Origin of the sequence: Pseudomonas syringae, assembly GCF_021606685.1 — a bacterium.
Classification (GTDB): domain Bacteria; phylum Pseudomonadota; class Gammaproteobacteria; order Pseudomonadales; family Pseudomonadaceae; genus Aquipseudomonas; species Aquipseudomonas syringae_R.
Genome location: NZ_WKCB01000008.1, coordinates 46,786 through 69,795, shown reverse-complemented (window position 1 = coordinate 69,795; position 23,010 = coordinate 46,786). Strand labels below are relative to the sequence as shown.

Sequence of the window (23,010 nt, the reverse complement as noted above, 5' to 3'; positions counted from 1 at the left end):
CTTAAATTGGCTGGGCTGCAGCGGTGCGTGAGTTGCGGCGTTGACGGCGAACCATCTCACCGGCGAGCGCCAGGTAGGCAATGGCGCCACGCGACGATTTGTCGTACGCCAGCGCAGGCATCCCATAGCTTGGCGCTTCGGCCAAACGGATGTTGCGCGGGATAACGGTGTCGTACAGCTGATCACCGAAGTGTTCCTTGAGCTGCGCCGACACGTCGTTCATCAGGCTCAGGCGCGGGTCATACATGGTCCGCAACAGGCCTTCGATCTGCAGGTTCGGGTTGAGCAACTCGGCGATACGCTTGATGTTATCCACAAGGTCGCTCAACCCTTCCAGCGCAAAGTACTCGCACTGCATCGGGATAATCACCCCATCGGCGGCCACCAGCGCGTTGAGCGTGAGCATCGACAGCGACGGTGGGCAGTCGATCAGAATGTAATCGTAGTTTTCACGGATCGGTGCCAATGCGCTGCGCAGACGGCTTTCTTTCATCTGCATTTCCAGCAGCACCACTTCCGCGGCGGTCAAATCGCGGTTGGCCGGCAGCAGTTGATAACCACCGTGCTCGGAGTAGTGCATGGCCTGGGCCAGGTCGCACTCGCCAATCAGCAAGTCGTAGACCGAGTTTTCCAGGCCGTGTTTATCCACACCGCTACCCATGGTGGCGTTGCCCTGTGGATCGAGGTCGATCAACAGCACCCGGCGCTTGGTGGCGACCAGGGATGCTGCGAGGTTGATGCAGGTGGTGGTTTTACCCACGCCACCTTTCTGGTTCGCTATCGCGAATACCTTAGCCATTCTTGCTTGTGTTCCCAATCATGCCGTGCGGCGCAGTATCAGCAGATGGCGTTGGCCTTGGCAACCGGGTACGGCCAAGGCATGTTCGCTATCGAGGTGGAAGTCTGCCGGCAATGCTAACAGCTCGTCGCTTGGATGAACGCCCTTCATTGCCAGCCAACGGGTGTCGCGGTCACCGAGGTGACGCGTCCAGTTGCTGAAGTTCTCCATGCTGCTGAATGCCCGGGAAACAATTCCGTTAAACGGCAGTTCAGGCGTGAAGGCTTCAACACGGCTGTGGATAACCTGCAGGTTGTCCAGTTTGAGTTCGAGTTTGACCTGGGTCAGAAAGCGGGTTTTCTTGCCGTTGCTGTCCAGGCAGGTCACGTTCGAGTCAGGAAACAGGATGGCCAGCGGGATGCCAGGCATGCCGCCACCGCTGCCCACGTCAAGCCAGCGACCGTTTTCGATAAACGGCATTACGCTCAAGCTGTCGAGCAAATGACGCGAAACCATTTCATTCGGGTCGCGAACCGCCGTGAGGTTGTAAGCCTTGTTCCATTTGATCAACAGGGCCAGGTAGCCCAACAGCAATTCGTGCTGGGCCGGGGTCAGGTCGACGCCCAATTGGCGTGCCCCTGTGGATAATTCTTCGGCGTGTTGCGAGGTGACCAACGAACTCAAGCGCTTTGCTCCAACTGACGGCCCGCGCCGCGTTTTTTCAAATGAATCATCAACAGCGAAATGGCTGCCGGCGTGACGCCGGGAATGCGCGAAGCCTGGCCCAGGGTTTCCGGACGAGTTATCCCCAGCTTGCTTTGAATTTCTTTCGACAGCCCGGAAATCCCGGTGTAGTCGATATCCACAGGCAGCTTGGTGTTTTCACTGGCGCGCAAGCGAGCGATCTCATCCTGTTGGCGGTCAATGTAACCGGCGTACTTGGTCTTGATTTCGACCTGCTCGGCGACCTGTGGGTCTTCTGCGCCCTGGCCTGTCACTTCGACCAGACCAGCGTAGTCGATTTCCGGACGCGACAGCAGGTTCAGCAGGTTGTACTCGTGGGTCAGCGGCGTGCCGAATTTTTCTGCAATCGCATCGCCCTGCTCGGTGCCGGGGCGAACCCAGGTACTTTTCAGACGCTGCTCTTCGAGCGCGATGCTTTCGCGTTTTTTGCAGAAAGCTGCCCAACGCGCGTCATCGACCAACCCAAGCTCTCGACCTTTTTCGGTCAGGCGCAGGTCGGCGTTGTCTTCACGCAGGATCAGGCGATATTCGGCCCGGGAGGTAAACATCCGGTACGGTTCCTGGGTACCCAGGGTAATCAGGTCGTCAACCAACACGCCGATATACGCCTCGTCGCGACGCGGGCACCAGCTGTCTTTGCCCTGGGCGCGCAATGCAGCGTTGGTCCCGGCCAGCAAACCTTGGGCACCGGCTTCTTCGTAACCGGTGGTGCCGTTGATTTGCCCAGCGAAGAACAGACCGCCGATGACTTTGGTTTCCAGGCTGTATTTCAGGTCACGCGGGTCGAAGTAGTCGTATTCGATGGCATAGCCCGGCCGCACGATGTGGGCGTTTTCCATGCCACGGATCGATTGCACGATCTGGATTTGCACATCGAACGGCAGGGAAGTGGAAATGCCGTTCGGGTACAGCTCGTGGGTAGTCAGACCTTCCGGCTCGATAAAGACCTGGTGGCTTTCCTTGTCGGCAAAGCGGTGGATCTTGTCTTCGATCGACGGGCAATAACGCGGGCCGATACCTTCGATCACCCCGGAATACATCGGCGAACGATCGAGGTTCGCGGCAATGATTTCGTGGGTGCGCGCATTGGTGTGAGTGATCCAGCAGCTCACCTGTTTCGGGTGTTGTTCTTTGGAGCCCATGAACGACATCACCGGAATCGGCGTATCGCCGGCTTGCTCGGTCATCACCGAGAAATCCACAGAACGCCCGTCGATACGCGGCGGGGTCCCGGTTTTCAGGCGGCCGACGCGCAGCGGCAATTCACGCAAGCGTTTTGCCAAAGCGATCGACGGCGGATCACCCGCGCGACCGCCGGAATAGTTCTGCATGCCGATGTGGATAAGTCCGCCCAGGAACGTTCCGGTGGTCAACACAACGGATTCTGCGAAGAAACGCAGACCCATTTGCGTGACAACACCCTTCACTACGTCCTGTTCGACGATCAGGTCATCGGCTGCTTGTTGAAATATCCACAGGTTCGGTTGGTTTTCCAGGGTTTCGCGGACTGCGGCCTTGTACAGGATGCGGTCGGCTTGTGCCCGGGTAGCACGCACGGCCGGGCCTTTGCGGCTGTTGAGCACGCGAAATTGAATACCGCCTTTGTCGGTGGCCATGGCCATGACGCCGCCAAGGGCATCGATTTCCTTGACCAGATGGCTTTTGCCAATCCCACCGATAGCAGGGTTGCAACTCATGGCACCGAGGGTTTCCACGTTGTGCGTGAGCAACAGGGTTTTTACGCCCATGCGTGCTGACGCCAGTGCTGCCTCGGTACCGGCATGACCGCCGCCGATGACGATCACTTCAAAACGGGAAGGGAAATCCACCACGCACCTCGTGCCTGCTTATGTAGGTAATCAGGAATTGTTTGTTGAAAGAGTTTTAGAGCTTTGGCGGCAAGTATAGGGACTTAGCCCTTCCTAAAGAACCCTTTGCACAAAATTTAACCAGCTGTGGATGAATCACGGACAATAGAAATTAAAAGAGAGAAATTTATTAAATCTTTGTTTTTATGTTTATTTCTACTGAGCACCATTTCTGTGGATAGATCTCTACAGGCCTTTGTTTACAATGTGTACAGCGATTCAAAAGTCTGTGGTCATGTGCCAATGAGGCCCTTGGATAAGTGCTTTAAGCCTGTGGATTAAACAGCTGGTTATCCACAGAGGGGTTTTTACTCAGGTTTCAAGCCCTGTTATCAACTGGGCACAAGGGCGGTTATTCACAGGGCTTAATCCACAGAAAAGCCGAATTTCGCCCACGACGACGCCACCGATATCGGTCGACTCGGTGGAGAGCACGGTAAAAAGAGCCCTATTGTGAGAAAACCACAGGGCAGTTAATAATAGCGATTATCATTAACCTGCCTTGTCATGCCCTATGTCCCCTCCTTCACACACGGCTGCGGTCCAGCACATCTATGAACAGCACCATTCGTGGCTGCACGGGTGGCTCAAAGGTAAATTGCATAACGCCTGCGATGCGGCTGATGTGGCGCACGATACGTTCGTGCGCATTCTCGGTGGGCGCCATGCGGCGCAGATCCTGGAGCCGCGGGACTATCTCGCAACCATCGCCAGGGGCCTGGTAATCGACCGTTACCGGCGACACGCGATTGAACAGGCCTACCTGCAGACATTGGCAGAGCGGCCTGAAGCCACGGCCATCAGCGAAGAAGACAAGGCGATCATCATCGAAACCTTGGTGTCTGTGGATAAAGCCCTCACCGGCCTTGGGGAACGCGCACGACGGATCTTCATGCTGTCGCAGATCGACGGCCTGACTTATCAACAGATCGCTGACCACCTGCAGGTATCACTGACCACTGTGAAGAAGCACATGGTTCGCGCCCTGACCGAATGTTCGCTGATCATGGCCAGCCTGTAATGGCCGCCCCTGATCGCAAGACTTTCGAGGCGGCCGCCACCTGGTACGTACAATTTCAATCCCAGCCACCTACACCGGCCGAGCGCCATGCCTGGCAACAATGGCTCAATGGCGATCCGTCGCACCAGGCGGCATGGAACCAGATGGAGCAGTTGCAACGCAGCCTGGGTGCCATGCCTCAGGACTTCACCCGCCGCGCATTATCGACCAAGCAACAACGTCGCCAGGTACTCAAGTGGATGCTGGTACTCGGCGGCACCGGCTACCTGGGTTGGAATGTTCAGCAACATACGCCCTTGGGCAGTGTGTGGGCCGACTACCGCACCGCTGTGGGTAAACGCCGGCATCTCGAGTTGGCCGATGGCACGCGGGTTGATCTCAACACCAACACCGCGATTGATGTGGTGTTCGATGGGCACCAGCGTCTGATCCGCCTGCGCGAAGGCGAGGTTCTTATCCACACTGGCAAGTTCGGGGGGCAAACGCCGTTCTATGTCGAAACTCGCCAGGGCCGAATCCAGGCATTGGGCACGCGGTTTACGGTGCGTCAGTTGGCGGATGTCACGCGTGTAGGTGTTCTGGAGGATCGGGTAGAGGTATCCCCCGCCGATCAACCCGATCGCGGCCGGCTACTCGGCGCGGGAGAAAGTGCTGACTTCGATCGCCGAAATGTCGGGCCCAACCATCTCTATGGCGGTGCGCAGGCGGCCTGGGTCGACGGGCAACTGATCGTACTGGACGCCCGGCTTGGGGATGTCATCGACGAACTCGCCCGCTATCGCCCGGGTGTGCTGCAGTGCGATCTGGCTTCGGCGCGGTTGCGTGTGTCCGGCACCTTGCGCCTGGATGCGACCGATGCGGTGCTGGCCAACCTGCAAGCGACCCTGCCGATCCAGGTGAAATATTTCACTCGTTATTGGGTGTCGGTGAAGCACGCCGGTTGAGCATAAAAATAATCCACAGGGGGGTTATCTTTTTTCTACGTGAAACGGCCCTACAGGTAATTACGACGCTACCTTCAGGGCTTACCCACCTATGCGCCTTCCTACCAAGCTTCGCCAACGACTCTCTTGCCACGGCATGACTTACGGGCTCCTGCTCGCGAGCGCCAGCGGTGTATTGGTTTCAACCCCTGCTATGGCCGCGCACTACGCCATTGGGCCGGGCCCGCTGGACCACGCGTTGAGCCAATTTGCCGCCCGGGCCAATGTGATTCTGTCTTTTTCGCCCCAACAGACCGCGCGTTTGAACACGCCAGGGTTGGAGGGGGACTATTCAGTGGAGCAAGGCTTCGCGCTGCTGCTGCAAAACTCGGGGTTGCAGGCCGTCATCCAAGCACCTGGCAGCTATGTGTTACAGGCGGCTCCGGCTGGAGAACTCACGCTTGCCCCCACTACCGTGAGTACTTATCAACAGGCCGGGTTCAATCAGGAGATCGCGGGGGATGTGGGCTACAAGGCGCAAAACAGCCGCATCGGTACCAAGACCAGCACGCCGCTGTCGGAAACGCCGCGTTCGGTATCCGTCGTCACCGGCCAACGTATAAAGGACCAGAAGTCCCAGACCCTGACCGAAGTATTGGGTTATGTGCCGGGTATTTTCGCGCCGCCCTTCGCCGCCGGCGACAGCCTGGCCGGTGATCTGTTTTTCATTCGCGGTTTCAACGCCACCGATTACGGCTACGGCCTGCTGCGCGATGGCCTACGCGTACAGGGCAACCGGTACGACACGACCAGTGAGCCTTACGGCCTCGAGCGCGTGGAGATTTTCCGTGGGCCGTCTTCCCTGCTCTATGGGGAAAACGCACCGGGCGGGCTGGTGAACCTGGTCAGCAAACATCCGACAGCCACTCCACAAGGTGAGGTGCAGCTGGGTTATGGTTCGAACAACCGGCGCCAGGTGGGTGTGGATATCTCCGGCCCACTCAATGATAACGACAACATCCTTGGCCGCGTGGTGATGCTGGGGCGCAAGTCAGACACACAGACCGATCACGTCCCGGACGATCGCCTCTATATCGCCCCGTCCTTGACCCTGAATTTCGACGATTACAACACCCTCACGCTGTTGGCCAACTACCAGAAAGACCACACCAACCTGGAACTTGGCCTACCTGCGGCGGGTACCTTGCTCAGTAATCCCAATGGCAAGCTGTCCAAGCACACCATGCTCGGCGACCCGGACTGGAATACCTTCGAACGCGAAGCCTGGAGCACTGGCTACGAATTCAGCCACAGCTTCAATGACGATTGGCAGTTCCGCCAGAACTCGCGCTATATGCAGTCACGCATTAATCGCCATGAAACCTGGCCGGGGGCGCTGGATAACGGCGGCTTCGGCACGCAACTGAACATGACCGCCTACGATCGCTACAACAAGTCGATGGTGTACTCCCTGGATAACCAGCTTGAAGGAAAATTCCAGGTCGGTGGCCTGGAAAACACCCTGCTGTTGGGGGCCAGCTACGACCGTACCTCGTTCAACCAGGATTGGGACGCGGGTTTCGCCGGCACCATCAATGTGTATAACCCTGTGTACCTGCGTGACCCACTGACCCCGGTGGCGGTGCAAAACACCTTGCTCGAACAGCAGATGAAAGGTGTTTATGCACAGCTCCAGAGCAAGTATGACCACTGGCTGTTCCTGCTCGGCGGCCGCCAGGATTGGGTCGACAGCGATTTCCGCGACAAAGTGAAACCGGCCAGCGATATCGGCTCCGAGGATCGCAAGTTCACCTACCAGGGCGGGGTGATGTATCAGTTCGACAACGGCCTCACGCCGTATGTCAGCTATTCCACCGCGTTTGTCCCGGTGCAACAGATCTCCAACGCCGGCGCGCCTCTGAAGCCGATTACCAGTAGCCAGTACGAAGTGGGCGTGAAGTACGAGCCCATCGGCTGGGATACGGCGATGACACTCTCTGTGTATGACCTGCGCAAAGAGGACGACACCTACCTCGACGCCACCACCAACAGCTATCGCCAGGTCGGTGAAAGCCGCGCCAAAGGTGTGGAAGCTGAAATCAACAGCAACTTGACGCCTAACCTGAACGTCACGGCGGCCTACACCTACACCGACGCGCGGATTACCAAGGATTCCGCAACGTCGCTGGTCGAGGGGCATCAGATGACCGGCGTTCCGCGCAACCAGGCGTCGGTGTGGGGCAAATACCGCTTCCTCGATGGTCAGCTCAAGGGCTTGTCCGTGGGCGGCGGTGTACGTTATTTCGACAGTACCTTTTCCTACACAGCACCTTCGCTGTACGGAAAGTTGGACGCCGGAAGTGTCACGTTGGTGGATGCGTCCATTGGCTACCAGCTAGACAAGCACTGGTCGCTGGATCTGAACGCCAAGAACCTGTTCGACAAGGAATACGTAGCCGGTTGCAACGATGCGGGGCGCTGCTACTGGGGCGACAGCCGTACCTTGCTCGGTACGGTGTCTTACAACTGGTAAGCGGTTGTGGATAACTCGCTTACTTACCGATACAGAAGCTGGAAAAGATCCGCCCCAACAAATCATCGGAGCTGAACGCGCCGGTGATTTCTCCCAATAGCTGCTGGGCCTGGCGTAGATCCTCCGCCAGCAGCTCACCGGCGCCCGCCAGGGTCAGTTGTGCCCGACCGTGCTCCAGGGCCGCGCTGGCATGGCGCAGCGCTTCCAGGTGCCTGCGGCGTGCGCTGAAGCTGCTTTCCGAGGTCTGCTCGTAGCCCATGCAGGCCTTGAGGTGCTCGCGCAGCAACTCCAGGCCCTCTCCCGCCGACTTGGCACTCAAGCTGATGGTGACATGGCCATCCTCGCTGGTTTGCATGGCAATGGCTTCACCGGTCAGGTCAGCCTTGTTGCGGATCAAGGTGACTTTGGCCGGGTCCGGCCGTTGCTCGAGGAATTCCGGCCACAGCGCAAAAGGATCCACAGCCTCCGGCGCCGTAGCATCCACCACCAGCAATACACGGTCGGCTTCGCCGATAGCCTTGAGCGCGCGTTCTACGCCAATCTTTTCCACCTGGTCGTCGGTGTCACGCAATCCGGCGGTGTCAACCACGTGCAACGGCATGCCGTCGATGTGGATATGTTCACGCAAGATATCGCGCGTGGTGCCGGCGATCTCGGTGACGATGGCCGCTTCACGACCCGCCAGGGCATTTAGCAGGCTGGATTTGCCAGCATTCGGCCGCCCGGCAATCACCACGGTCATGCCATCGCGCAGTAACGCGCCCTGCCCGGCTTCACGCAGAACTGTGGATAACTCATCGCGGACTTTGTCCAGCATCGCTAGCACGTGGCCATCGGCGAGGAAGTCGATTTCTTCTTCCGGGAAATCGATGGCTGCTTCCACGTAGATACGCAGGCTGATCAGCTGTTCGGTCAAGTTATGCACACGCAGGGAAAATGCGCCCTGCAGTGAGCGCAATGCATTGCGGGCAGCTTGTGCAGAGCTGGCTTCGATCAAATCCGCGATGGCCTCGGCCTGGGCCAGGTCGAGTTTGTCATTCAAAAAGGCACGTTCGCTGAACTCCCCCGGCCGCGCCAGGCGGCAGCCCAGTTGCAGGCAACGCTGCAGCAACATATCCAGTACCACCGGGCCGCCGTGGCCCTGTAGTTCCAGCACGTCTTCACCGGTAAACGAATTCGGCCCAGGGAAGTAGAGCGCCAGGCCCTCGTCCAACACGCTTTTGTCAGCATCCAGAAACGGCCCGTAATGGGCATAGCGCGGCGTCAACTCACGGCCGCTGATAGCCTTGGCAGCTATGCCCGCGAGGGGCCCCGAAATACGCACGATACCGACACCGCCGCGACCTTGAGCGGTAGCGACAGCAGCGATGGTTTCACGAGGAGCACTCATCAACAGGTTCCAGAACAAAAGTGACGGAAAGCAAAACGCCCCACTAGGGGGCGTCTTGAGTGGTTACCCACAGAGTAAGTTACGCCGCGGCTTTTGCGGTAGCCGCTTCGATCTTACGTGTGATGTACCACTGTTGAGAGATCGACAACACGTTGTTGACCACCCAGTACAGAACCAGACCAGCTGGGAACCACAGGAAGAAGAAGGTGAAGATGATTGGCATCATTTTCATTACCTTGGCCTGCATCGGGTCCGGCGGAGTCGGGTTCAGACGCTGCTGGATAAACATGGTCGCGCCCATGATGATCGGCAGGATAAAGAACGGGTCTTTGATCGACAGGTCAGTTATCCACAGCATGAACGGGGCCTGGCGCATTTCTACGCTTTCCAGGAGTACCCAGTACAGCGACAGGAATACCGGCATCTGCACAAGAATCGGCAAGCAACCGCCCAGCGGGTTGATCTTCTCTTTCTTGTACAGCTCCATCATGGCTTGCGACATTTTCTGCCGGTCGTCGCCATGTTGCTCTTTCAGAGCAGCCAGTTTCGGTGCAACAGCACGCATGCGCGCCATCGACTTGTAGCTGGCAGCCGACAGAGGGAAGAAGATCCCTTTGATCAGCATGGTCAGGAAGATGATCGAGAAGCCCCAGTTACCCACAATGCTGTGGATATGTTGCAGCAACCAGAAAATCGGCTGGGCAATGAACCACAGAATGCCGTAGTCCACCGTCAATTCCAGACCTGGGGACAACTCTTTCAGCACAGCCTGGCTTTTCGGACCGGCGTACAAAGTAGCGCTGGTTTCAGCCTTGGCACCTGGAGCGACGGTCAACGCCGGGCCAGTGAAGCCGATGATGTAGTTGCCCTGGCTGTCCTTGCGGGTTTGCACCAGGTTTGCTTCACCCTTGTTCGGGATCCACGCGGTGACGAAGTAGTGTTGCAGCCACGCTACCCAACCACCTTGAACCGTTTCTTTCAGCGCGCCCTTGTCGATATCTTTCATCGACACTTTTTTGTACGGCTCGCTACTTGTCCACAGGGCGGCGCCCAGGTAAGTGGCGGTGCCGGTGGCAGTGCTGGAGGACGGATCGGAGCTGCCATCACGCTTGAGTTGGGCAAACAGGTTGCCGCTCCAAGGTTTTTCGCTGGTGTTGTCGATCAGGTAAGTGACCTTCAAGTCGTACAAACCGCGAGTGAAGCTGAAGCGCTTGATGTAGTTGACGCCGTCCTGAGTGAATTTCAGGTCAACATTCAACTGGTCCTGGCCGTCAGCCAGTTGATAAGTCTTCTGTTCGGTCGAATAAACCGGACGACCGGTAGCACGCGCATCCGGACCATTGGTGCCAGTCAGGCCGCTTTGCGCCAGATAAGTACGTTCACCACCGTTATCGAACAGTTGGAACGGTACATCAGGATGGTCTTGGCGACGTGGATACAGCGGCAGTTTCAACTGCGCGATATCGCCACCTTGTGGGTCGATAGCCAGGTCGAGCACATCCGTTTTAACGTGGATGAGGTCTTTATTGGTGACCACTGGCGTTTCTAGAGGGGCGCTTGTCTCGCCATTCGCGCTGGGAACATCGGCACTCGCGGACGCATTGTTACCCAGCGGGGTGTCCGGAATAGCCGGCGCAGCCTGATTGGTAGCAACATTCTGAGTCGGCAGGGCAGCCTGGCCGTAGTCCTGGTTCCACTTTAGGACCATGACGTAGGACACGATTGCCAGGGCGACGATCAGGATCGTGCGTTTAATATCCATGATTACTCGGCCATCGAAGAAGAACGGGAGGTAGGGATAGGTGGAACCGGGTCATAACCACCGGGATTCCACGGATGACAGCGACCTAAACGACGAAAGGTCAGCCAGCCACCGCGCAGAAGACCATGATTTTCTATGGCCTCTAACGCGTAGCAGGAACAACTGGGGTAGAAACGACAGTGGCTGGCCATCAGAGGACTAATGGCATAGCGATAAAACTGGATCGGAACGAGGGCCAGTTTACGCATCAAGGCTGTCTACCCCTACAGTTTCGGTGCTGACTGCTGGTGCTGGCTTGTTGGTACGCGCCAAACGTTTCCAGAGCTTGCCGAAATGCTGAATCAATTCGGGGTTTTCTACATCCCCCAAGCCTTTGCGCGCGACGATAACAATATCCCAACCAACCAGACTGTCCTGGTGGAGGCGAAACGATTCGCGCATCAGACGCTTGAGGCGATTGCGCTCAACGGAGAGCTTTACGCTCTTCTTGCCAATCACCAACCCGAGACGGGGGTGATCAAGATCGTTGTTACGCGCAAGGAGCAGGAGATTTTTCCCCGGAACCTTGCCGGTGGGGGAGTCAAAGACTGCCTTGAAATGCCGGGGGGTTAGCAGACGCTTTTCCCGACTGAAGTCCTGACTCACCACCAGTACCGGATTATCAAACTGCCAGACGCGCACGACCTTTGGCGCGACGACGCGACAGGACAGCACGGCCGTTCTTGGTAGCCATGCGAGCACGGAAACCGTGGGTGCGGGCGCGTTTGATGGTGCTTGGTTGGAAAGTACGTTTCATGGCGTTGTTACCTGGTTCGTCCACAACGGGCCGGAATGGCCCCCGTTTTAAGAGACCGGCGATTCTAGTGAAAGCAAGCCTCTAGGTCAATTTCCAACCAGCTTTTCCTTTAATTAGATCTCTGGGGCGCAACGTGACCTTTTCCATCCGCTCGCCTTTCATGAGCAGTGCCATAGATATAAAAATAAAGAAGGAAGTTATTTAAAGCTTTTCTGTAAAGCTTATAAAAGCTAGGGCGTCGATCATCTGTGGATAAGTGCCTTGAGGCCATATTCTGCCTGATGTACAGAGAATGACAACACGGGGGAGAAACGGTGCTCTGCCTGTGCTGCGCTATCGGATAAGCTGTGTGTGGAATGGCATGTTATCCACAGGCCGGTTACCCACAGACTTTAACCCCCACTTGTGCAACGAGCTCAGGGGCGCTTATCCACAGAGCTTATGCACAGACCGCTGGTCGACTTTTTTGTGCTTAACGCATTGATTTTGGGTGGCCTGTGCGCAACCTACATGTGGATAAGTGGGCGGCTGATCGCTACAATGGCGGCTGTTTTTGCCTCACCGGCTTTCAACTTAGGGGATATCCGTGTCAGTGGAACTTTGGCAGCAGTGCGTGGAGCTTTTGCGCGAAGAGCTGCCTGCCCAGCAATTCAACACCTGGATCCGCCCGCTACAGGTCGAAGCCGAAGGCGACGAGTTGCGTGTCTATGCACCCAACCGTTTTGTTCTCGACTGGGTCAACGAGAAGTACCTGAGCCGCGTTCTCGAATTGCTCGATGAACACGGCAACGGCCTCGCGCCCGTGCTCTCCTTGTTAATCGGCAGCAAACGCAGCTCAGCACCGCGTGCTGCGCCGAATGCGCCATTGGCAGCGAGCGCCTCGCAGGCTCAGGCCGCGGCGGCGCCTGTTAATAACTCGCCGGCGCCGGTCGCCCAGGCTCCGTCGAAATCCTCGGCGCAGAAAAACGCGCCTATTAATGAAGAGCCGTCCCGCGACAGCTTCGACCCTATGGCAGGCGCCAGCTCACAGCAGGCTCCGGTCCGCGCCGAGCAACGCACCGTGCAGGTTGAAGGTGCGCTCAAGCACACCAGCTACCTGAACCGTACGTTTACCTTCGAGAACTTTGTCGAAGGTAAATCCAACCAGCTGGCCCGCGCGGCCGCCTGGCAAGTGGCCGATAACCCCAAGCACGGCTACAACCCGCTCTTCCTTTATGGTGGCGTGGGTTTGGGTAAGACCCACTTGATGCACGCAGTGGGTAACCATCTATTAAAGAAGAACCCGAATGCCAAGGTCGTGTACCTGCACTCGGAGCGCTTCGTCGCTGACATGGTCAAGGCCTTGCAGCTCAATGCCATCAACGAGTTCAAGCGGTTCTACCGCTCGGTTGATGCCTTGCTGATCGATGACATTCAATTCTTCGCCCGCAAGGAGCGTTCTCAGGAAGAGTTCTTTCATACCTTCAACGCCCTGCTCGAAGGTGGCCAACAGGTCATCTTGACCAGTGACCGTTATCCCAAGGAAATCGAAGGCCTGGAAGAACGCCTCAAATCGCGCTTTGGCTGGGGCCTGACCGTCGCGGTAGAGCCGCCGGAGCTGGAAACCCGCGTCGCGATCCTGATGAAAAAAGCCGATCAGGCGAAGGTCGATCTGCCGCATGACGCAGCCTTCTTCATCGCCCAACGCATTCGCTCCAACGTGCGTGAGCTGGAAGGCGCGCTGAAGCGGGTCATCGCGCACTCACACTTCATGGGCCGTGATATCACCATCGAGCTGATTCGCGAATCCCTGAAAGACTTGCTGGCCCTGCAAGACAAACTGGTGAGTGTGGATAACATCCAGCGCACCGTGGCCGAGTACTACAAGATCAAGATTTCCGACCTGCTGTCCAAGCGCCGCTCGCGCTCGGTGGCGCGTCCCCGTCAGGTGGCTATGGCGCTCTCCAAGGAGTTGACCAACCACAGCCTGCCGGAAATTGGTGATGTGTTTGGCGGTCGCGATCACACCACGGTTTTGCACGCGTGCCGCAAGATCAACGAACTTAAGGAATCCGACGCGGATATTCGCGAGGACTACAAGAACCTGCTGCGTACACTGACTACTTGATGACACCAGCGCAGCTTATTAAGGCAAGGGACTAGACCATGCATTTCACCATTCAACGCGAAGCCCTGTTGAAACCCCTGCAACTGGTCGCAGGCGTCGTCGAGCGCCGACAGACCTTGCCGGTGCTCTCCAACGTATTGCTGGTAGTCGAAGGCCAGCAATTGTCTTTGACCGGTACCGACCTGGAAGTCGAGCTGGTGGGTCGCGTGCAGCTGGAAGAGCCTGCGGAGCCGGGCGAGATCACTGTGCCGGCGCGCAAGCTGATGGATATCTGCAAGAGCCTGCCCAACGACGCCCTGATCGACATCAAGGTTGATGAGCAGAAGCTGGTGGTCAAGGCGGGTCGCAGCCGTTTCACCCTGTCTACTTTGCCGGCCAATGATTTCCCGACGGTTGAAGAAGGTCCAGGGTCGCTGACGTGCAGCCTGGAGCAGAGCAAACTGCGTCGTTTGATCGAGCGCACCAGCTTCGCCATGGCCCAACAGGACGTGCGTTACTACCTTAACGGCATGCTGCTGGAAGTTTCCGAAGGCATCATCCGCGCCGTGGCCACCGACGGTCACCGTCTGGCCATGTGCTCGATGCGTGCCGATATCGGCCAGCCGGATCGCCACCAGGTGATCGTGCCGCGCAAAGGTATCCTTGAATTGGCGCGCCTGCTCACCGAGCCGGACGGCAACGTCAGCATCGTGCTGGGCCAGCACCACATCCGCGCGACCACCGGCGAGTTCACCTTCACGTCGAAGTTGGTTGATGGCAAATTCCCGGATTACGAACGCGTACTGCCTAAAGGCGGCGACAAGACGGTGATCGGTGATCGCCAAGCCCTGCGTGAAGCGTTCAGCCGTACCGCAATTCTGTCGAACGAAAAGTACCGTGGTATTCGTCTGCAACTGGCCAACGGTCAGCTGAAAATCCAGGCAAACAACCCGGAGCAGGAAGAGGCTGAAGAAGAAGTGGGCGTTGACTACAACGGCGGCTCGCTGGAGATTGGTTTCAACGTGAGCTACCTGCTCGACGTGCTGGGTGTGATGACCACCGAACAGGTTCGCCTGATTCTGTCGGACTCCAACAGCAGCGCCCTGGTGCAGGAATCCGACAACGACGACTCGGCTTACGTTGTTATGCCGATGCGTTTGTAATCATGCTCAGCAGAAGCTAGATGTCCCTCAGTCGCGTCTCGGTCACCGCGGTGCGCAATCTGCACCCGGTGACCTTCTCCCCCTCCCCCCGCATCAATATCCTCCACGGCGCCAACGGCAGTGGCAAAACCAGCGTGCTGGAAGCCATTCACTTGCTGGGGCTTGCTCGTTCGTTTCGCAGCGCCCGCCTTTTACCGGTTATCCAGTACGAACAATTGGCGTGCACGGTGTTTGGCCAGGTTGAACTGGCTGAAGGTGGGCACAGTGCCCTGGGCATATCCCGTGATCGCGGCGGCGAGTTCCAAATTCGCATTGATGGGCAAAATGCTCGCAGTGCAGCACAGCTAGCAGAAATTCTGCCGTTGCAACTGATCAACCCTGACAGCTTTCGGTTGTTGGAAGGCGCGCCGAAAATCCGCAGGCAATTCCTCGATTGGGGAGTGTTCCACGTGGAACCACGGTTTATGGCCACTTGGCAGCGCCTGCAGAAGGCCCTGCGGCAGCGGAACTCGTGGCTGCGGCATGGTACACTTGACGCCGCTTCGCAAGCGGCCTGGGACCGGGAACTGTGCCTGGCCAGCGACGAAATTGATGAATACCGCCGCGCCTATATCAAAGCCTTGAAACCAGTCTTTGAGCAGACCTTGAGTGAGTTGTTGGATCTCGAGGGCCTGACGCTGAGTTACTACCGTGGTTGGGACAAAGAGCGCGAGCTAAGTGCTGTGCTCGCCACGTCTCTGCAGCGGGATCAGCAAATTGGCCACACCCAGGCCGGACCCCAACGGGCTGATTTGCGTCTTAGATTGGGCGCACACAATGCCGCGGACATTTTGTCCCGGGGTCAGCAGAAGTTGGTGGTGTGCGCACTGCGTATTGCCCAAGGCCACCTGGTTAGCCAGGCCAGGCGTGGTCAGTGTATTTATCTGGTGGATGACCTGCCGTCCGAACTCGACGAGCAGCACCGTCGCGCGTTATGCCGCTTGTTGGAAGACTTACGCTGCCAGGTGTTTATCACCTGTGTAGACCACGAATTATTGAGGGAAGGCTGGCAGACGGAAACGCCAGTTGCTTTGTTCCACGTGGAACAGGGCCGTATCACCCAGACCCACGACCATCGGGAGTGAAGGCATGAGCGAAGAAAACACGTACGACTCGACCAGCATTAAAGTGCTGAAAGGTTTGGATGCCGTACGCAAACGTCCCGGTATGTACATTGGCGACACTGATGACGGTAGCGGTCTGCACCACATGGTGTTCGAGGTGGTCGACAACTCCATCGACGAAGCTCTGGCCGGTCACTGCGACGACATCAGCATCATCATCCACCCGGATGAGTCCATCACTGTGCGCGACAACGGCCGCGGTATTCCGGTAGACGTGCATAAAGAAGAAGGCGTTTCGGCGGCAGAGGTCATCATGACCGTGCTCCACGCCGGCGGTAAGTTCGACGACAACTCCTATAAGGTTTCCGGCGGTTTGCACGGCGTGGGTGTGTCGGTGGTGAACGCTCTGTCCGAAGAGCTGATCCTGACTGTGCGCCGTAGCGGCAAAATCTGGGAACAGACCTACGTGCATGGTGTGCCACAAGAGCCGATGAAAATCGTTGGCGACAGTGAATCCACCGGTACGCAGATCCATTTCAAGCCATCGGCTGAAACCTTCAAGAACATCCACTTCAGCTGGGACATCCTGGCCAAGCGTATTCGTGAACTGTCCTTCCTCAACTCCGGTGTGGGTATCGTCCTCAAAGACGAACGCAGCGGCAAGGAAGAGCTGTTCAAGTACGAAGGCGGTTTGCGCGCATTCGTTGAATACCTGAACACCAACAAGACTGCGGTCAACCAGGTGTTCCACTTCAACATTCAGCGTGAAGACGGCATTGGCGTGGAAATCGCCCTGCAGTGGAACGACAGTTTCAACGAGAACCTGTTGTGCTTCACCAACAACATTCCTCAGCGCGATGGCGGTACTCACTTGGTGGGTTTCCGTTCCGCACTGACGCGTAACCTGAACACCTACATTGAAGCCGAAGGGTTGGCCAAGAAGCACAAAGTCGCCACCACCGGTGACGACGCGCGCGAAGGCCTGACTGCAATTATTTCGGTGAAAGTGCCGGACCCTAAATTCAGCTCCCAGACCAAAGACAAGCTGGTGTCTTCCGAAGTGAAGACCGCAGTGGAACAGGAGATGGGCAAGTACTTCTCCGACTTCCTGTTGGAAAACCCGAACGAGGCCAAGCTGGTTGTCGGCAAGATGATCGACGCAGCCCGTGCCCGTGAAGCGGCGCGTAAAGCCCGTGAGATGACCCGCCGTAAAGGCGCGCTGGATATCGCTGGCCTGCCGGGCAAACTGGCTGACTGCCAGGAGAAGGACCCTGCCCTCTCCGAACTGTACCTGGTGGAAGGTGACTCTGCTGGCGGTTCCGCCAAGCAGGGTCGTAACCGTCGCACCCAGGCCATCCTGCCGTTGAAGGGTAAGATCCTCAACGTCGAGAAGGCTCGCTTCGACAAGATGATTTCTTCTCAGGAAGTCGGCACCTTGATCACGGCACTCGGCTGCGGTATTGGCCGTGACGAGTACAACATCGACAAGCTGCGCTACCACAACATCATCATCATGACCGATGCTGACGTCGACGGTTCGCACATCCGTACCCTGCTGTTGACCTTCTTCTTCCGTCAGTTGCCGGAGTTGATCGAGCGTGGCTACATCTACATCGCTCAGCCGCCGTTGTACAAAGTGAAAAAAGGCAAGCAAGAGCAGTACATCAAAGACGACGACGCCATGGAAGAGTACATGACGCAGTCGGCCTTGGAAGATGCCAGCCTGCACTTGAACGACGAGGCCCCGGGCATTTCCGGTGGTGCACTGGAACGCTTGGTTAACGACTTCCGTATGGTGATGAAGACCCTCAAGCGTCTGTCGCGCCTGTACCCGCAGGAGCTGACCGAGCACTTCATCTACTTGCCGGCCATCAGCCTGGAGCAGTTGGGCGATCACGCTCATATGCAGGATTGGCTGGCTCAGTACGAAGTACGCCTGCGCACCGTCGAGAAGTCTGGCCTGGTGTACAAAGCCAGCCTGCGCGAAGACCGTGAACGTAATGTATGGCTGCCAGAGGTCGAACTGATCTCCCACGGCCTGTCGAACTACGTCACCTTCAACCGAGACTTCTTCGGCAGCAACGATTACAAGACCGTGGTTACCCTGGGCGCGCAACTGAGCACTCTGCTGGACGACGGCGCTTATATTCAGCGTGGCGAACGCAAGAAGCAGGTCAAGGAATTCAAGGAAGCCCTTGACTGGCTGATGGCCGAAAGCACCAAGCGTCACACCATCCAGCGATACAAAGGTCTGGGTGAAATGAACCCGGATCAGCTGTGGGAAACCACCATGGACCCGGCTCAGCGTCGCATGCTGCGCGTGACCATCGAAGACGCCATTGGCGCAGACCAGATCTTCAACACCCTGATGGGTGATGCGGTCGAGCCTCGCCGTGACTTCATCGAGAGCAACGCCCTGGCGGTGTCCAACCTGGACTTCTGATCAGGTAGACCTGCTAAAACAAAAAGGCCAACGCTTAGCGTTGGCCTTTTTTATTGCGGGCTGTGGAGCATTTTTAAAATGCTCCACGTGGAACATCGATGTTTTCAGTTGTGTGAGGGCACCGTAACGCTTTCCAGGCGGTAGCCGTATCCGTAGATGGTCAGCAGTTGCCAACCCCGATCTGCGGTCAGCCCCAGCTTATTGCGTAGGCGATAGATGTGCGTATCCAGCGGCCGGGACGAAACCATTTCTTCATGGGTCCAGAAACGCTCGTAGAGGTACTCTCGGGAGAGCGGCCGTGCCAGGTTGGCAAACAGACAACTGGCCAGGCGATACTCGCGCTCGGTCAGGTTGATAGGTTTCCCGGCGCGGGTGACGGTCAGCTCCGCATCGTCGAATGTCAGGTCGTTAAAGCTTTGGACTTCGTGGGTTGCCGACTTGTGCAAACCGTGGCGGCGTAACACCGCAGTCACTCGTGCTTTGAGTTCGTTGGGGCGAAAGGGTTTGCTGACATAGTCGTCGGCGCCGCTGTTCAATGCCGTGACGATATCGCTCTCCGCATCGCGGCTGGTGAGCATGATGACGGCAGGGGGCGACTCCATGTGTTCGCGGGTCCAGCGCAGCAACGCGATACCGGTGATATCGGGCAGTTGCCAATCGAGGATCAGCAGGTCAAACGTTTCCCGGCGCAACTGGCGCAGCAGGTCTTCACCGCGTTCAAAACAATGCAGGGTCCAAGGCTGTTCGGCAGTGCTGGGGATTTGTCGCAGTGTCTGTTCCACCCGTCGTAATTCAGCAGGCTCGTCATCCAGTATTGCGACACGCATGTCGTGGGTCCTTCTACTAAAAATATGGCAGCCGACGGCCATCAATAAACGGCACATACTGCGCAGTTGCCGGCCACTGAATCTGAATAATTGTGGTCAGATTCAACGGCCCCTTGGATCTCTCTATACGCTGAAACCAGCGGGCGGTTAATCCATGAAAGACCTCTACACCCATGTGGGAAAGATACCGGCTCCCGACGGTAAGTAAAAGGATCAGCCGACACATGCGCTGCCGTAATCTCTCGTGCGCCGATATGGAATCGCCAACCTTGATCACTACCCAAGCCCTTTCTACCTCTCGCCTGCGCTACGCCCTCCCCTCGTTGCTGATCGTGGCGCTGAGTACTGCGGATGCATCTGCCAAAATCCGCCCGGCCTATATCGATGACAACCTGCTGTGTCGTGCGCAGCCATTGCCGGCGGTGGTCCAGCATCTCAGTGGCGAGGCCTGGAAGCTCGATCGCCAAGGTCAGGCAAGCGTCTTGAAAGAAGGCATGACCATTGACGAGCAAGAAGGCGTGAAGACCTCGCCGGATGCCTTTGTCAGCCTGCTGTTGGGCGACGGATCACGCGTTGTATTGCCCTCTGGTTCGCAGGTTAGGTTGCACGTGGCGCCTGAACGATCGGTTCCTCAGGTTACCCTCGAACAAGGCCAGGTCGAGGCGTACGTGATCAAGCGCACCAGTGAGCATGATCGCTTCCAGATCGTCACGCCGGTGGGCGTGCTGGGCGTGCGCGGTACGCACTTTCGGGTACACGACGACGGTGGGCAATCGGTGCTCGAGGTATTGGACGGCCAAGTCGCAGTCAAGCGCCAAACCAACGCTCGCCCAGCAGAGGACGAGGTAAAAGTGGGCGCTCGGCAGGGCCTGCTATTCAAGACCCAGGGTGCTCTGCAGCCTGTGGAACTGCTTGCAGCTCCCAAGCTGATTGGCCAGAACGGGCAAAAAGGCGAAGCGCCGGTATGGAGTTTGTACCTGCGGCCGCTGCCCGGTGCGCGGCGTTATCGTGCTCAGGTCGCTACCGATAAAAGCTTTATGAACATCCAACAGGAAAATTTTTCCACCGCGCCGAAATTGAGCTTCACTGGGCTCAAAGCGTCGTTCTATCACGTGCGTGTGTCGGCTTATGATGAGCACGGTCTGGAAGGGGAAACCGGGGTCTATGACATCTTCTACTACCCGCCAACTGCACAGGTGCGTTGAACCATGATGCTTTGGGGCAAGGCCGAAAAACGTCAACCCACGCATGCCCAGCGCCTGTTCCATCGCCTGGTGCGCGAGTGGCTGTGCATCGGCTTGCTGTTATTGCCCTTCACCACCTACCTGTCGTTGAGCCCTGGCCTGGCCTTGAACAACCCGCTGTATGACAGCCTGCGCCGCCTCACACCGCTGCCGGTGGACCCGCAGATCTTGCTGGTCACCATTGACGACGCCAGCCTCAAGAAACTTGGCCAGTGGCCCTGGCCGCGCAGTTTGCACGCTGACCTGATCGACCGCCTGAGCGCGGCGCAACCGGCCGGCATTCTGTTCGATGTGATCTTCAGCGAGCCCGGAGACCCCGCAAACGACAAACGCCTGGCCGACGCGGTGTGCAACGCCGGCAATGTACTGTTGCCACTGGTGCGTGAGGGCCCTGCGAGTTACAGCCAAGCGGGCGCACAAATGCTGCCCCTGCTCAAATGTGCCAAGGGGGTCGGTCATATCAATGTCGAAGCAGACAGCGACGGCGTTGTCCGCAGCCTTTATATGCGTGAAGGCCCGCCCGATGCCACGGCCCCGCAATTGGCGTGGCTGGCCTATGAGATGAGTGGCCAACCTGCAGAGATGCCTGGGGAGCCTCGGCAATCGACCCCGCCAGCCTGGCACCGGGAGCATGCGATTCGTATCCCGTTTATCGCGCCCCATACCCACTTCCCCAGCGTGTCGTATGTCAGTGTATTGCGCGGTGAAGTGCCGCCTGAGCGGCTGCGCAACCGTCTGATTTTGGTCGGCGGCACTGCCTCTGGCATGGGTGATCGTTTTGTCACACCGCTCTCCTCCACGGTCGGCACCACGGCTGGTGTAGAAATCCAGGCCAACGTACTCAATGGGTTGCTGCAGGGGCGCAGCATTGTCGACCTGCCCGGATGGCTGGCGGCATGCCTGGCCACCTCGCTGGTGGCGGTGCTGTTGGGCTTGCTGCTCTATCGCCCACGTTATGCACTGTGGATGACTTTGGGCTGCATGGTCGCGGCGCTGTTCGGCTCATGGATGTTGTTGCGCCTGGGCCACTGGTGGTCGCCTGCTGCCTGCCTGATCGGCCTGCTGCTCAGCTACCTGATCTGGAACTGGCGCCGCCTCAGCGTGATCCTCGCCTACTTTGGCTGGGAACTGGCGCGCCTGGATAACGAACCCAAAGTGCTGCCCGAGCGCCGCCGTGCACCGGCCAGCAAAGGCGATGTATTGCAGGGGCGCATCTTTGCCCTGGAGCAAGCCGTCAGCCGCACACGCGATACCCGCCGCTTTATGGCCGATGGCCTGGAGTGCCTGCCGGTGGCAACGCTGATCACCGATCCCAAGGGCAATATCCTGCTGGCCAACCGGATTGCCCGGGAGGTGTTCGGCAATCAGCTGGTCAACCACAACCTGCTGGAGCAATTGGCCGACCTCGGGTACCCGCCCCTGCACAACGGTGTGCGCCCTGCCCTCTCGGCACTGCAGTTGGTTGAGTTCCGTGATATCCACCAACGCAGCCTGCGCATGGAGCTGGCGCCCTTGCTTCCCGCTGAAGGCGATGTAGCACTGGGCTGGCTGCTGAGCCTCACCGACCTGAGCAAGGAGCGCGAGGCTCAGCAGCATCGGGAAACCATGCTGCGTTTCCTCTCCCATGACCTGCGCGCACCGCATTCGGCGATCCTTGCACTGCTGGATGTGCACAATGGCGAGTCAGCGGTCTTTACCCAGATCGAGCAGCAGGTGCGTCGCGCGTTGAGCCTTACCGAGTCGTTCGTGCAACTGGCGAAGGCCGAGGCCGACGGTTACCAGTTTCAGCCGACGCTGTTCGCCATGCTGGTGATGGATGCGTTTGACCAGGTGGCGGTGATCGCTCAGCTCAAGGGTATCCATCTGGTCCACGACCTGGATGAAGCCGATGAGGGCATGGTGTCAGCCGACCAATCGCTGCTGACCCGTGCGCTGTTCAACGTGTTGGAGAATGCGGTCAAGTATTCGCCCTCTGGCACGACGGTGCGCCTGCGGCATGACACCCTCGACGGCTGGCTGCATTGCCACATCAGCGACCAGGGCCCGGGGATCGCTGAGCAGGATTTGCCGGAACTGTTCAGCCAGTACAAGCGCTTCGATTCTGCTCAGGGCAGCGATGGGCTGGGGTTGGGGTTGACCATGGTCAAGGCGGTTGTGGAGCGCCATGGGGGGCGCATCAGCTGCGAGAGTACGCTGGGCAAAGGCACTACGTTTACCCTGCAGTTGCCTGTGCTGGAGGAGTGAAAAAGCCGACGTTTTCGCTGTGTATAAAAAACCGGTCTCAAGGACCGGTTTTTTAATGCGGAAAAAACTTATGCACCTTTTTCGC

18 protein-coding genes are annotated in these 23,010 nt (G+C 57.9%); 9 read left to right on the top strand and 9 right to left on the bottom strand.

The window, feature by feature from the left end; translation table 11 throughout:
• Position 1 precedes the first annotated feature (1 nt).
• From GIW02_RS05435 to mnmG, 3 genes are read right to left on the bottom strand one after another with little or no spacing between them, the layout of a single operon-like run.
• Complete coding sequence (locus GIW02_RS05435) at positions 2–799, bottom strand: ParA family protein (protein ID WP_236410578.1); 798 nt, start codon at positions 797–799, stop codon at positions 2–4.
• A gap of 18 nt (positions 800–817) precedes the next feature.
• On the bottom strand, positions 818–1,462 hold the full coding sequence (rsmG, locus tag GIW02_RS05430; RefSeq protein ID WP_236410579.1) for a 16S rRNA (guanine(527)-N(7))-methyltransferase RsmG: 645 nt from the start codon (positions 1,460–1,462) through the stop codon (positions 818–820).
• The gene (mnmG, locus tag GIW02_RS05425) at positions 1,459–3,351 is read right to left on the bottom strand and encodes a tRNA uridine-5-carboxymethylaminomethyl(34) synthesis enzyme MnmG (protein WP_236410580.1); all 1,893 of its coding nucleotides are present in this window, start codon (positions 3,349–3,351) and stop codon (positions 1,459–1,461) included. The genes rsmG and mnmG overlap by 4 nt, the downstream gene beginning before the upstream one ends.
• Positions 3,352–3,904: 553 nt before the next feature.
• Here mnmG and GIW02_RS05420 point away from each other — a divergent pair.
• The 3 genes from GIW02_RS05420 (at position 3,905) to GIW02_RS05410 (ending at position 7,867) form a co-directional block, all read left to right on the top strand.
• Positions 3,905–4,411, top strand: coding sequence for a sigma-70 family RNA polymerase sigma factor (locus tag GIW02_RS05420; RefSeq protein ID WP_236410581.1), 507 nt, complete (start codon positions 3,905–3,907; stop codon positions 4,409–4,411).
• Positions 4,411–5,355, top strand: coding sequence for a FecR domain-containing protein (locus GIW02_RS05415; protein ID WP_236410582.1), 945 nt, complete (start codon positions 4,411–4,413; stop codon positions 5,353–5,355). Before GIW02_RS05420 ends, GIW02_RS05415 begins: the two co-directional genes overlap by 1 nt.
• Before the next feature lie 136 nt (positions 5,356–5,491).
• Positions 5,492–7,867, top strand: a complete 2,376-nt coding sequence (locus tag GIW02_RS05410; protein ID WP_456361622.1) for a TonB-dependent siderophore receptor — start codon at positions 5,492–5,494, stop codon at positions 7,865–7,867.
• 19 nt (positions 7,868–7,886) lie between these two features.
• Here GIW02_RS05410 and mnmE read toward each other — a convergent pair whose 3' ends face one another.
• From mnmE to rpmH, 5 genes are all read right to left on the bottom strand, one after another.
• Complete coding sequence (mnmE, locus tag GIW02_RS05405; protein WP_236410584.1) at positions 7,887–9,257, bottom strand: tRNA uridine-5-carboxymethylaminomethyl(34) synthesis GTPase MnmE; 1,371 nt, start codon at positions 9,255–9,257, stop codon at positions 7,887–7,889.
• A 79-nt stretch (positions 9,258–9,336) separates the two neighbouring features.
• The gene (yidC, locus tag GIW02_RS05400; protein ID WP_236410585.1) at positions 9,337–11,019 is read right to left on the bottom strand and encodes a membrane protein insertase YidC; all 1,683 of its coding nucleotides are present in this window, start codon (positions 11,017–11,019) and stop codon (positions 9,337–9,339) included.
• 2 nt (positions 11,020–11,021) lie between these two features.
• On the bottom strand, positions 11,022–11,267 hold the full coding sequence (gene yidD, locus GIW02_RS05395) for a membrane protein insertion efficiency factor YidD (protein WP_010207715.1): 246 nt from the start codon (positions 11,265–11,267) through the stop codon (positions 11,022–11,024).
• Entirely contained in the window at positions 11,260–11,664 is a 405-nt protein-coding gene (gene rnpA, locus GIW02_RS05390; RefSeq protein ID WP_236410605.1) for a ribonuclease P protein component, read from the bottom strand. The genes yidD and rnpA overlap by 8 nt, the downstream gene beginning before the upstream one ends.
• Positions 11,665–11,680: 16 nt before the next feature.
• Positions 11,681–11,815 carry a 50S ribosomal protein L34 gene (rpmH, locus tag GIW02_RS05385; RefSeq protein WP_003213577.1) on the bottom strand — a complete coding sequence of 45 codons (135 nt, stop codon included), beginning with the start codon at positions 11,813–11,815 and terminating at the stop codon, positions 11,681–11,683.
• Between the two features lie 586 nt (positions 11,816–12,401).
• On the opposite strand from rpmH, the gene dnaA reads away from it, so the two are divergent.
• The 4 genes from dnaA to gyrB are packed head-to-tail and all read left to right on the top strand — an operon-like array spanning position 12,402 to position 18,610.
• Positions 12,402–13,922 (top strand): chromosomal replication initiator protein DnaA, encoded by a 1,521-nt coding sequence (gene dnaA / locus GIW02_RS05380; protein ID WP_236410586.1) that lies wholly within the window; start codon positions 12,402–12,404, stop codon positions 13,920–13,922.
• A 38-nt stretch (positions 13,923–13,960) separates the two neighbouring features.
• Positions 13,961–15,064, top strand: coding sequence for a DNA polymerase III subunit beta (gene dnaN, locus GIW02_RS05375; protein ID WP_122675238.1), 1,104 nt, complete (start codon positions 13,961–13,963; stop codon positions 15,062–15,064).
• 20 nt (positions 15,065–15,084) lie between these two features.
• Complete coding sequence (gene recF / locus GIW02_RS05370; protein ID WP_101265038.1) at positions 15,085–16,188, top strand: DNA replication/repair protein RecF; 1,104 nt, start codon at positions 15,085–15,087, stop codon at positions 16,186–16,188.
• A 4-nt stretch (positions 16,189–16,192) separates the two neighbouring features.
• Positions 16,193–18,610 (top strand): DNA topoisomerase (ATP-hydrolyzing) subunit B, encoded by a 2,418-nt coding sequence (gyrB, locus tag GIW02_RS05365; protein WP_236410587.1) that lies wholly within the window; start codon positions 16,193–16,195, stop codon positions 18,608–18,610.
• Positions 18,611–18,714: 104 nt separating this feature from the next.
• Here gyrB and GIW02_RS05360 read toward each other — a convergent pair whose 3' ends face one another.
• Positions 18,715–19,437 carry a response regulator transcription factor gene (locus tag GIW02_RS05360; protein WP_236410588.1) on the bottom strand — a complete coding sequence of 241 codons (723 nt, stop codon included), beginning with the start codon at positions 19,435–19,437 and terminating at the stop codon, positions 18,715–18,717.
• Positions 19,438–19,691: 254 nt separating this feature from the next.
• On the opposite strand from GIW02_RS05360, the gene GIW02_RS05355 reads away from it, so the two are divergent.
• The gene (locus tag GIW02_RS05355) at positions 19,692–20,642 is read left to right on the top strand and encodes a FecR family protein (RefSeq protein WP_456361623.1); all 951 of its coding nucleotides are present in this window, start codon (positions 19,692–19,694) and stop codon (positions 20,640–20,642) included.
• 3 nt (positions 20,643–20,645) lie between these two features.
• Positions 20,646–22,925 carry a CHASE2 and HATPase_c domain-containing protein gene (locus GIW02_RS05350; protein ID WP_236410590.1) on the top strand — a complete coding sequence of 760 codons (2,280 nt, stop codon included), beginning with the start codon at positions 20,646–20,648 and terminating at the stop codon, positions 22,923–22,925.
• Positions 22,926–23,010: the final 85 nt, after the last annotated feature.

Excerpts from the sequence above, each read along its gene's own strand:
- GIW02_RS05435 (WP_236410578.1), bottom strand. The coding sequence starts at position 799 with ATGGCTAAGGTATTCGCGATAGCGAACCAGAAAGGTGGCGTGGGTAAA.
- GIW02_RS05420 (WP_236410581.1), top strand. The coding sequence starts at position 3,905 with ATGTCCCCTCCTTCACACACGGCTGCGGTCCAGCACATCTATGAACAG.
- GIW02_RS05415 (WP_236410582.1), top strand. The coding sequence starts at position 4,411 with ATGGCCGCCCCTGATCGCAAGACTTTCGAGGCGGCCGCCACCTGGTAC.
- GIW02_RS05410 (WP_456361622.1), top strand. The coding sequence starts at position 5,492 with ATGACTTACGGGCTCCTGCTCGCGAGCGCCAGCGGTGTATTGGTTTCA.
- mnmE (WP_236410584.1), bottom strand. The coding sequence starts at position 9,257 with ATGAGTGCTCCTCGTGAAACCATCGCTGCTGTCGCTACCGCTCAAGGT.
- yidC (WP_236410585.1), bottom strand. The coding sequence starts at position 11,019 with ATGGATATTAAACGCACGATCCTGATCGTCGCCCTGGCAATCGTGTCC.
- yidD (WP_010207715.1), bottom strand. The coding sequence starts at position 11,267 with ATGCGTAAACTGGCCCTCGTTCCGATCCAGTTTTATCGCTATGCCATT.
- rpmH (WP_003213577.1), bottom strand. The coding sequence starts at position 11,815 with ATGAAACGTACTTTCCAACCAAGCACCATCAAACGCGCCCGCACCCAC.
- dnaN (WP_122675238.1), top strand. The coding sequence starts at position 13,961 with ATGCATTTCACCATTCAACGCGAAGCCCTGTTGAAACCCCTGCAACTG.
- recF (WP_101265038.1), top strand. The coding sequence starts at position 15,085 with ATGTCCCTCAGTCGCGTCTCGGTCACCGCGGTGCGCAATCTGCACCCG.
- gyrB (WP_236410587.1), top strand. The coding sequence starts at position 16,193 with ATGAGCGAAGAAAACACGTACGACTCGACCAGCATTAAAGTGCTGAAA.
- GIW02_RS05360 (WP_236410588.1), bottom strand. The coding sequence starts at position 19,437 with ATGCGTGTCGCAATACTGGATGACGAGCCTGCTGAATTACGACGGGTG.
- GIW02_RS05355 (WP_456361623.1), top strand. The coding sequence starts at position 19,692 with ATGGAATCGCCAACCTTGATCACTACCCAAGCCCTTTCTACCTCTCGC.
- GIW02_RS05350 (WP_236410590.1), top strand. The coding sequence starts at position 20,646 with ATGATGCTTTGGGGCAAGGCCGAAAAACGTCAACCCACGCATGCCCAG.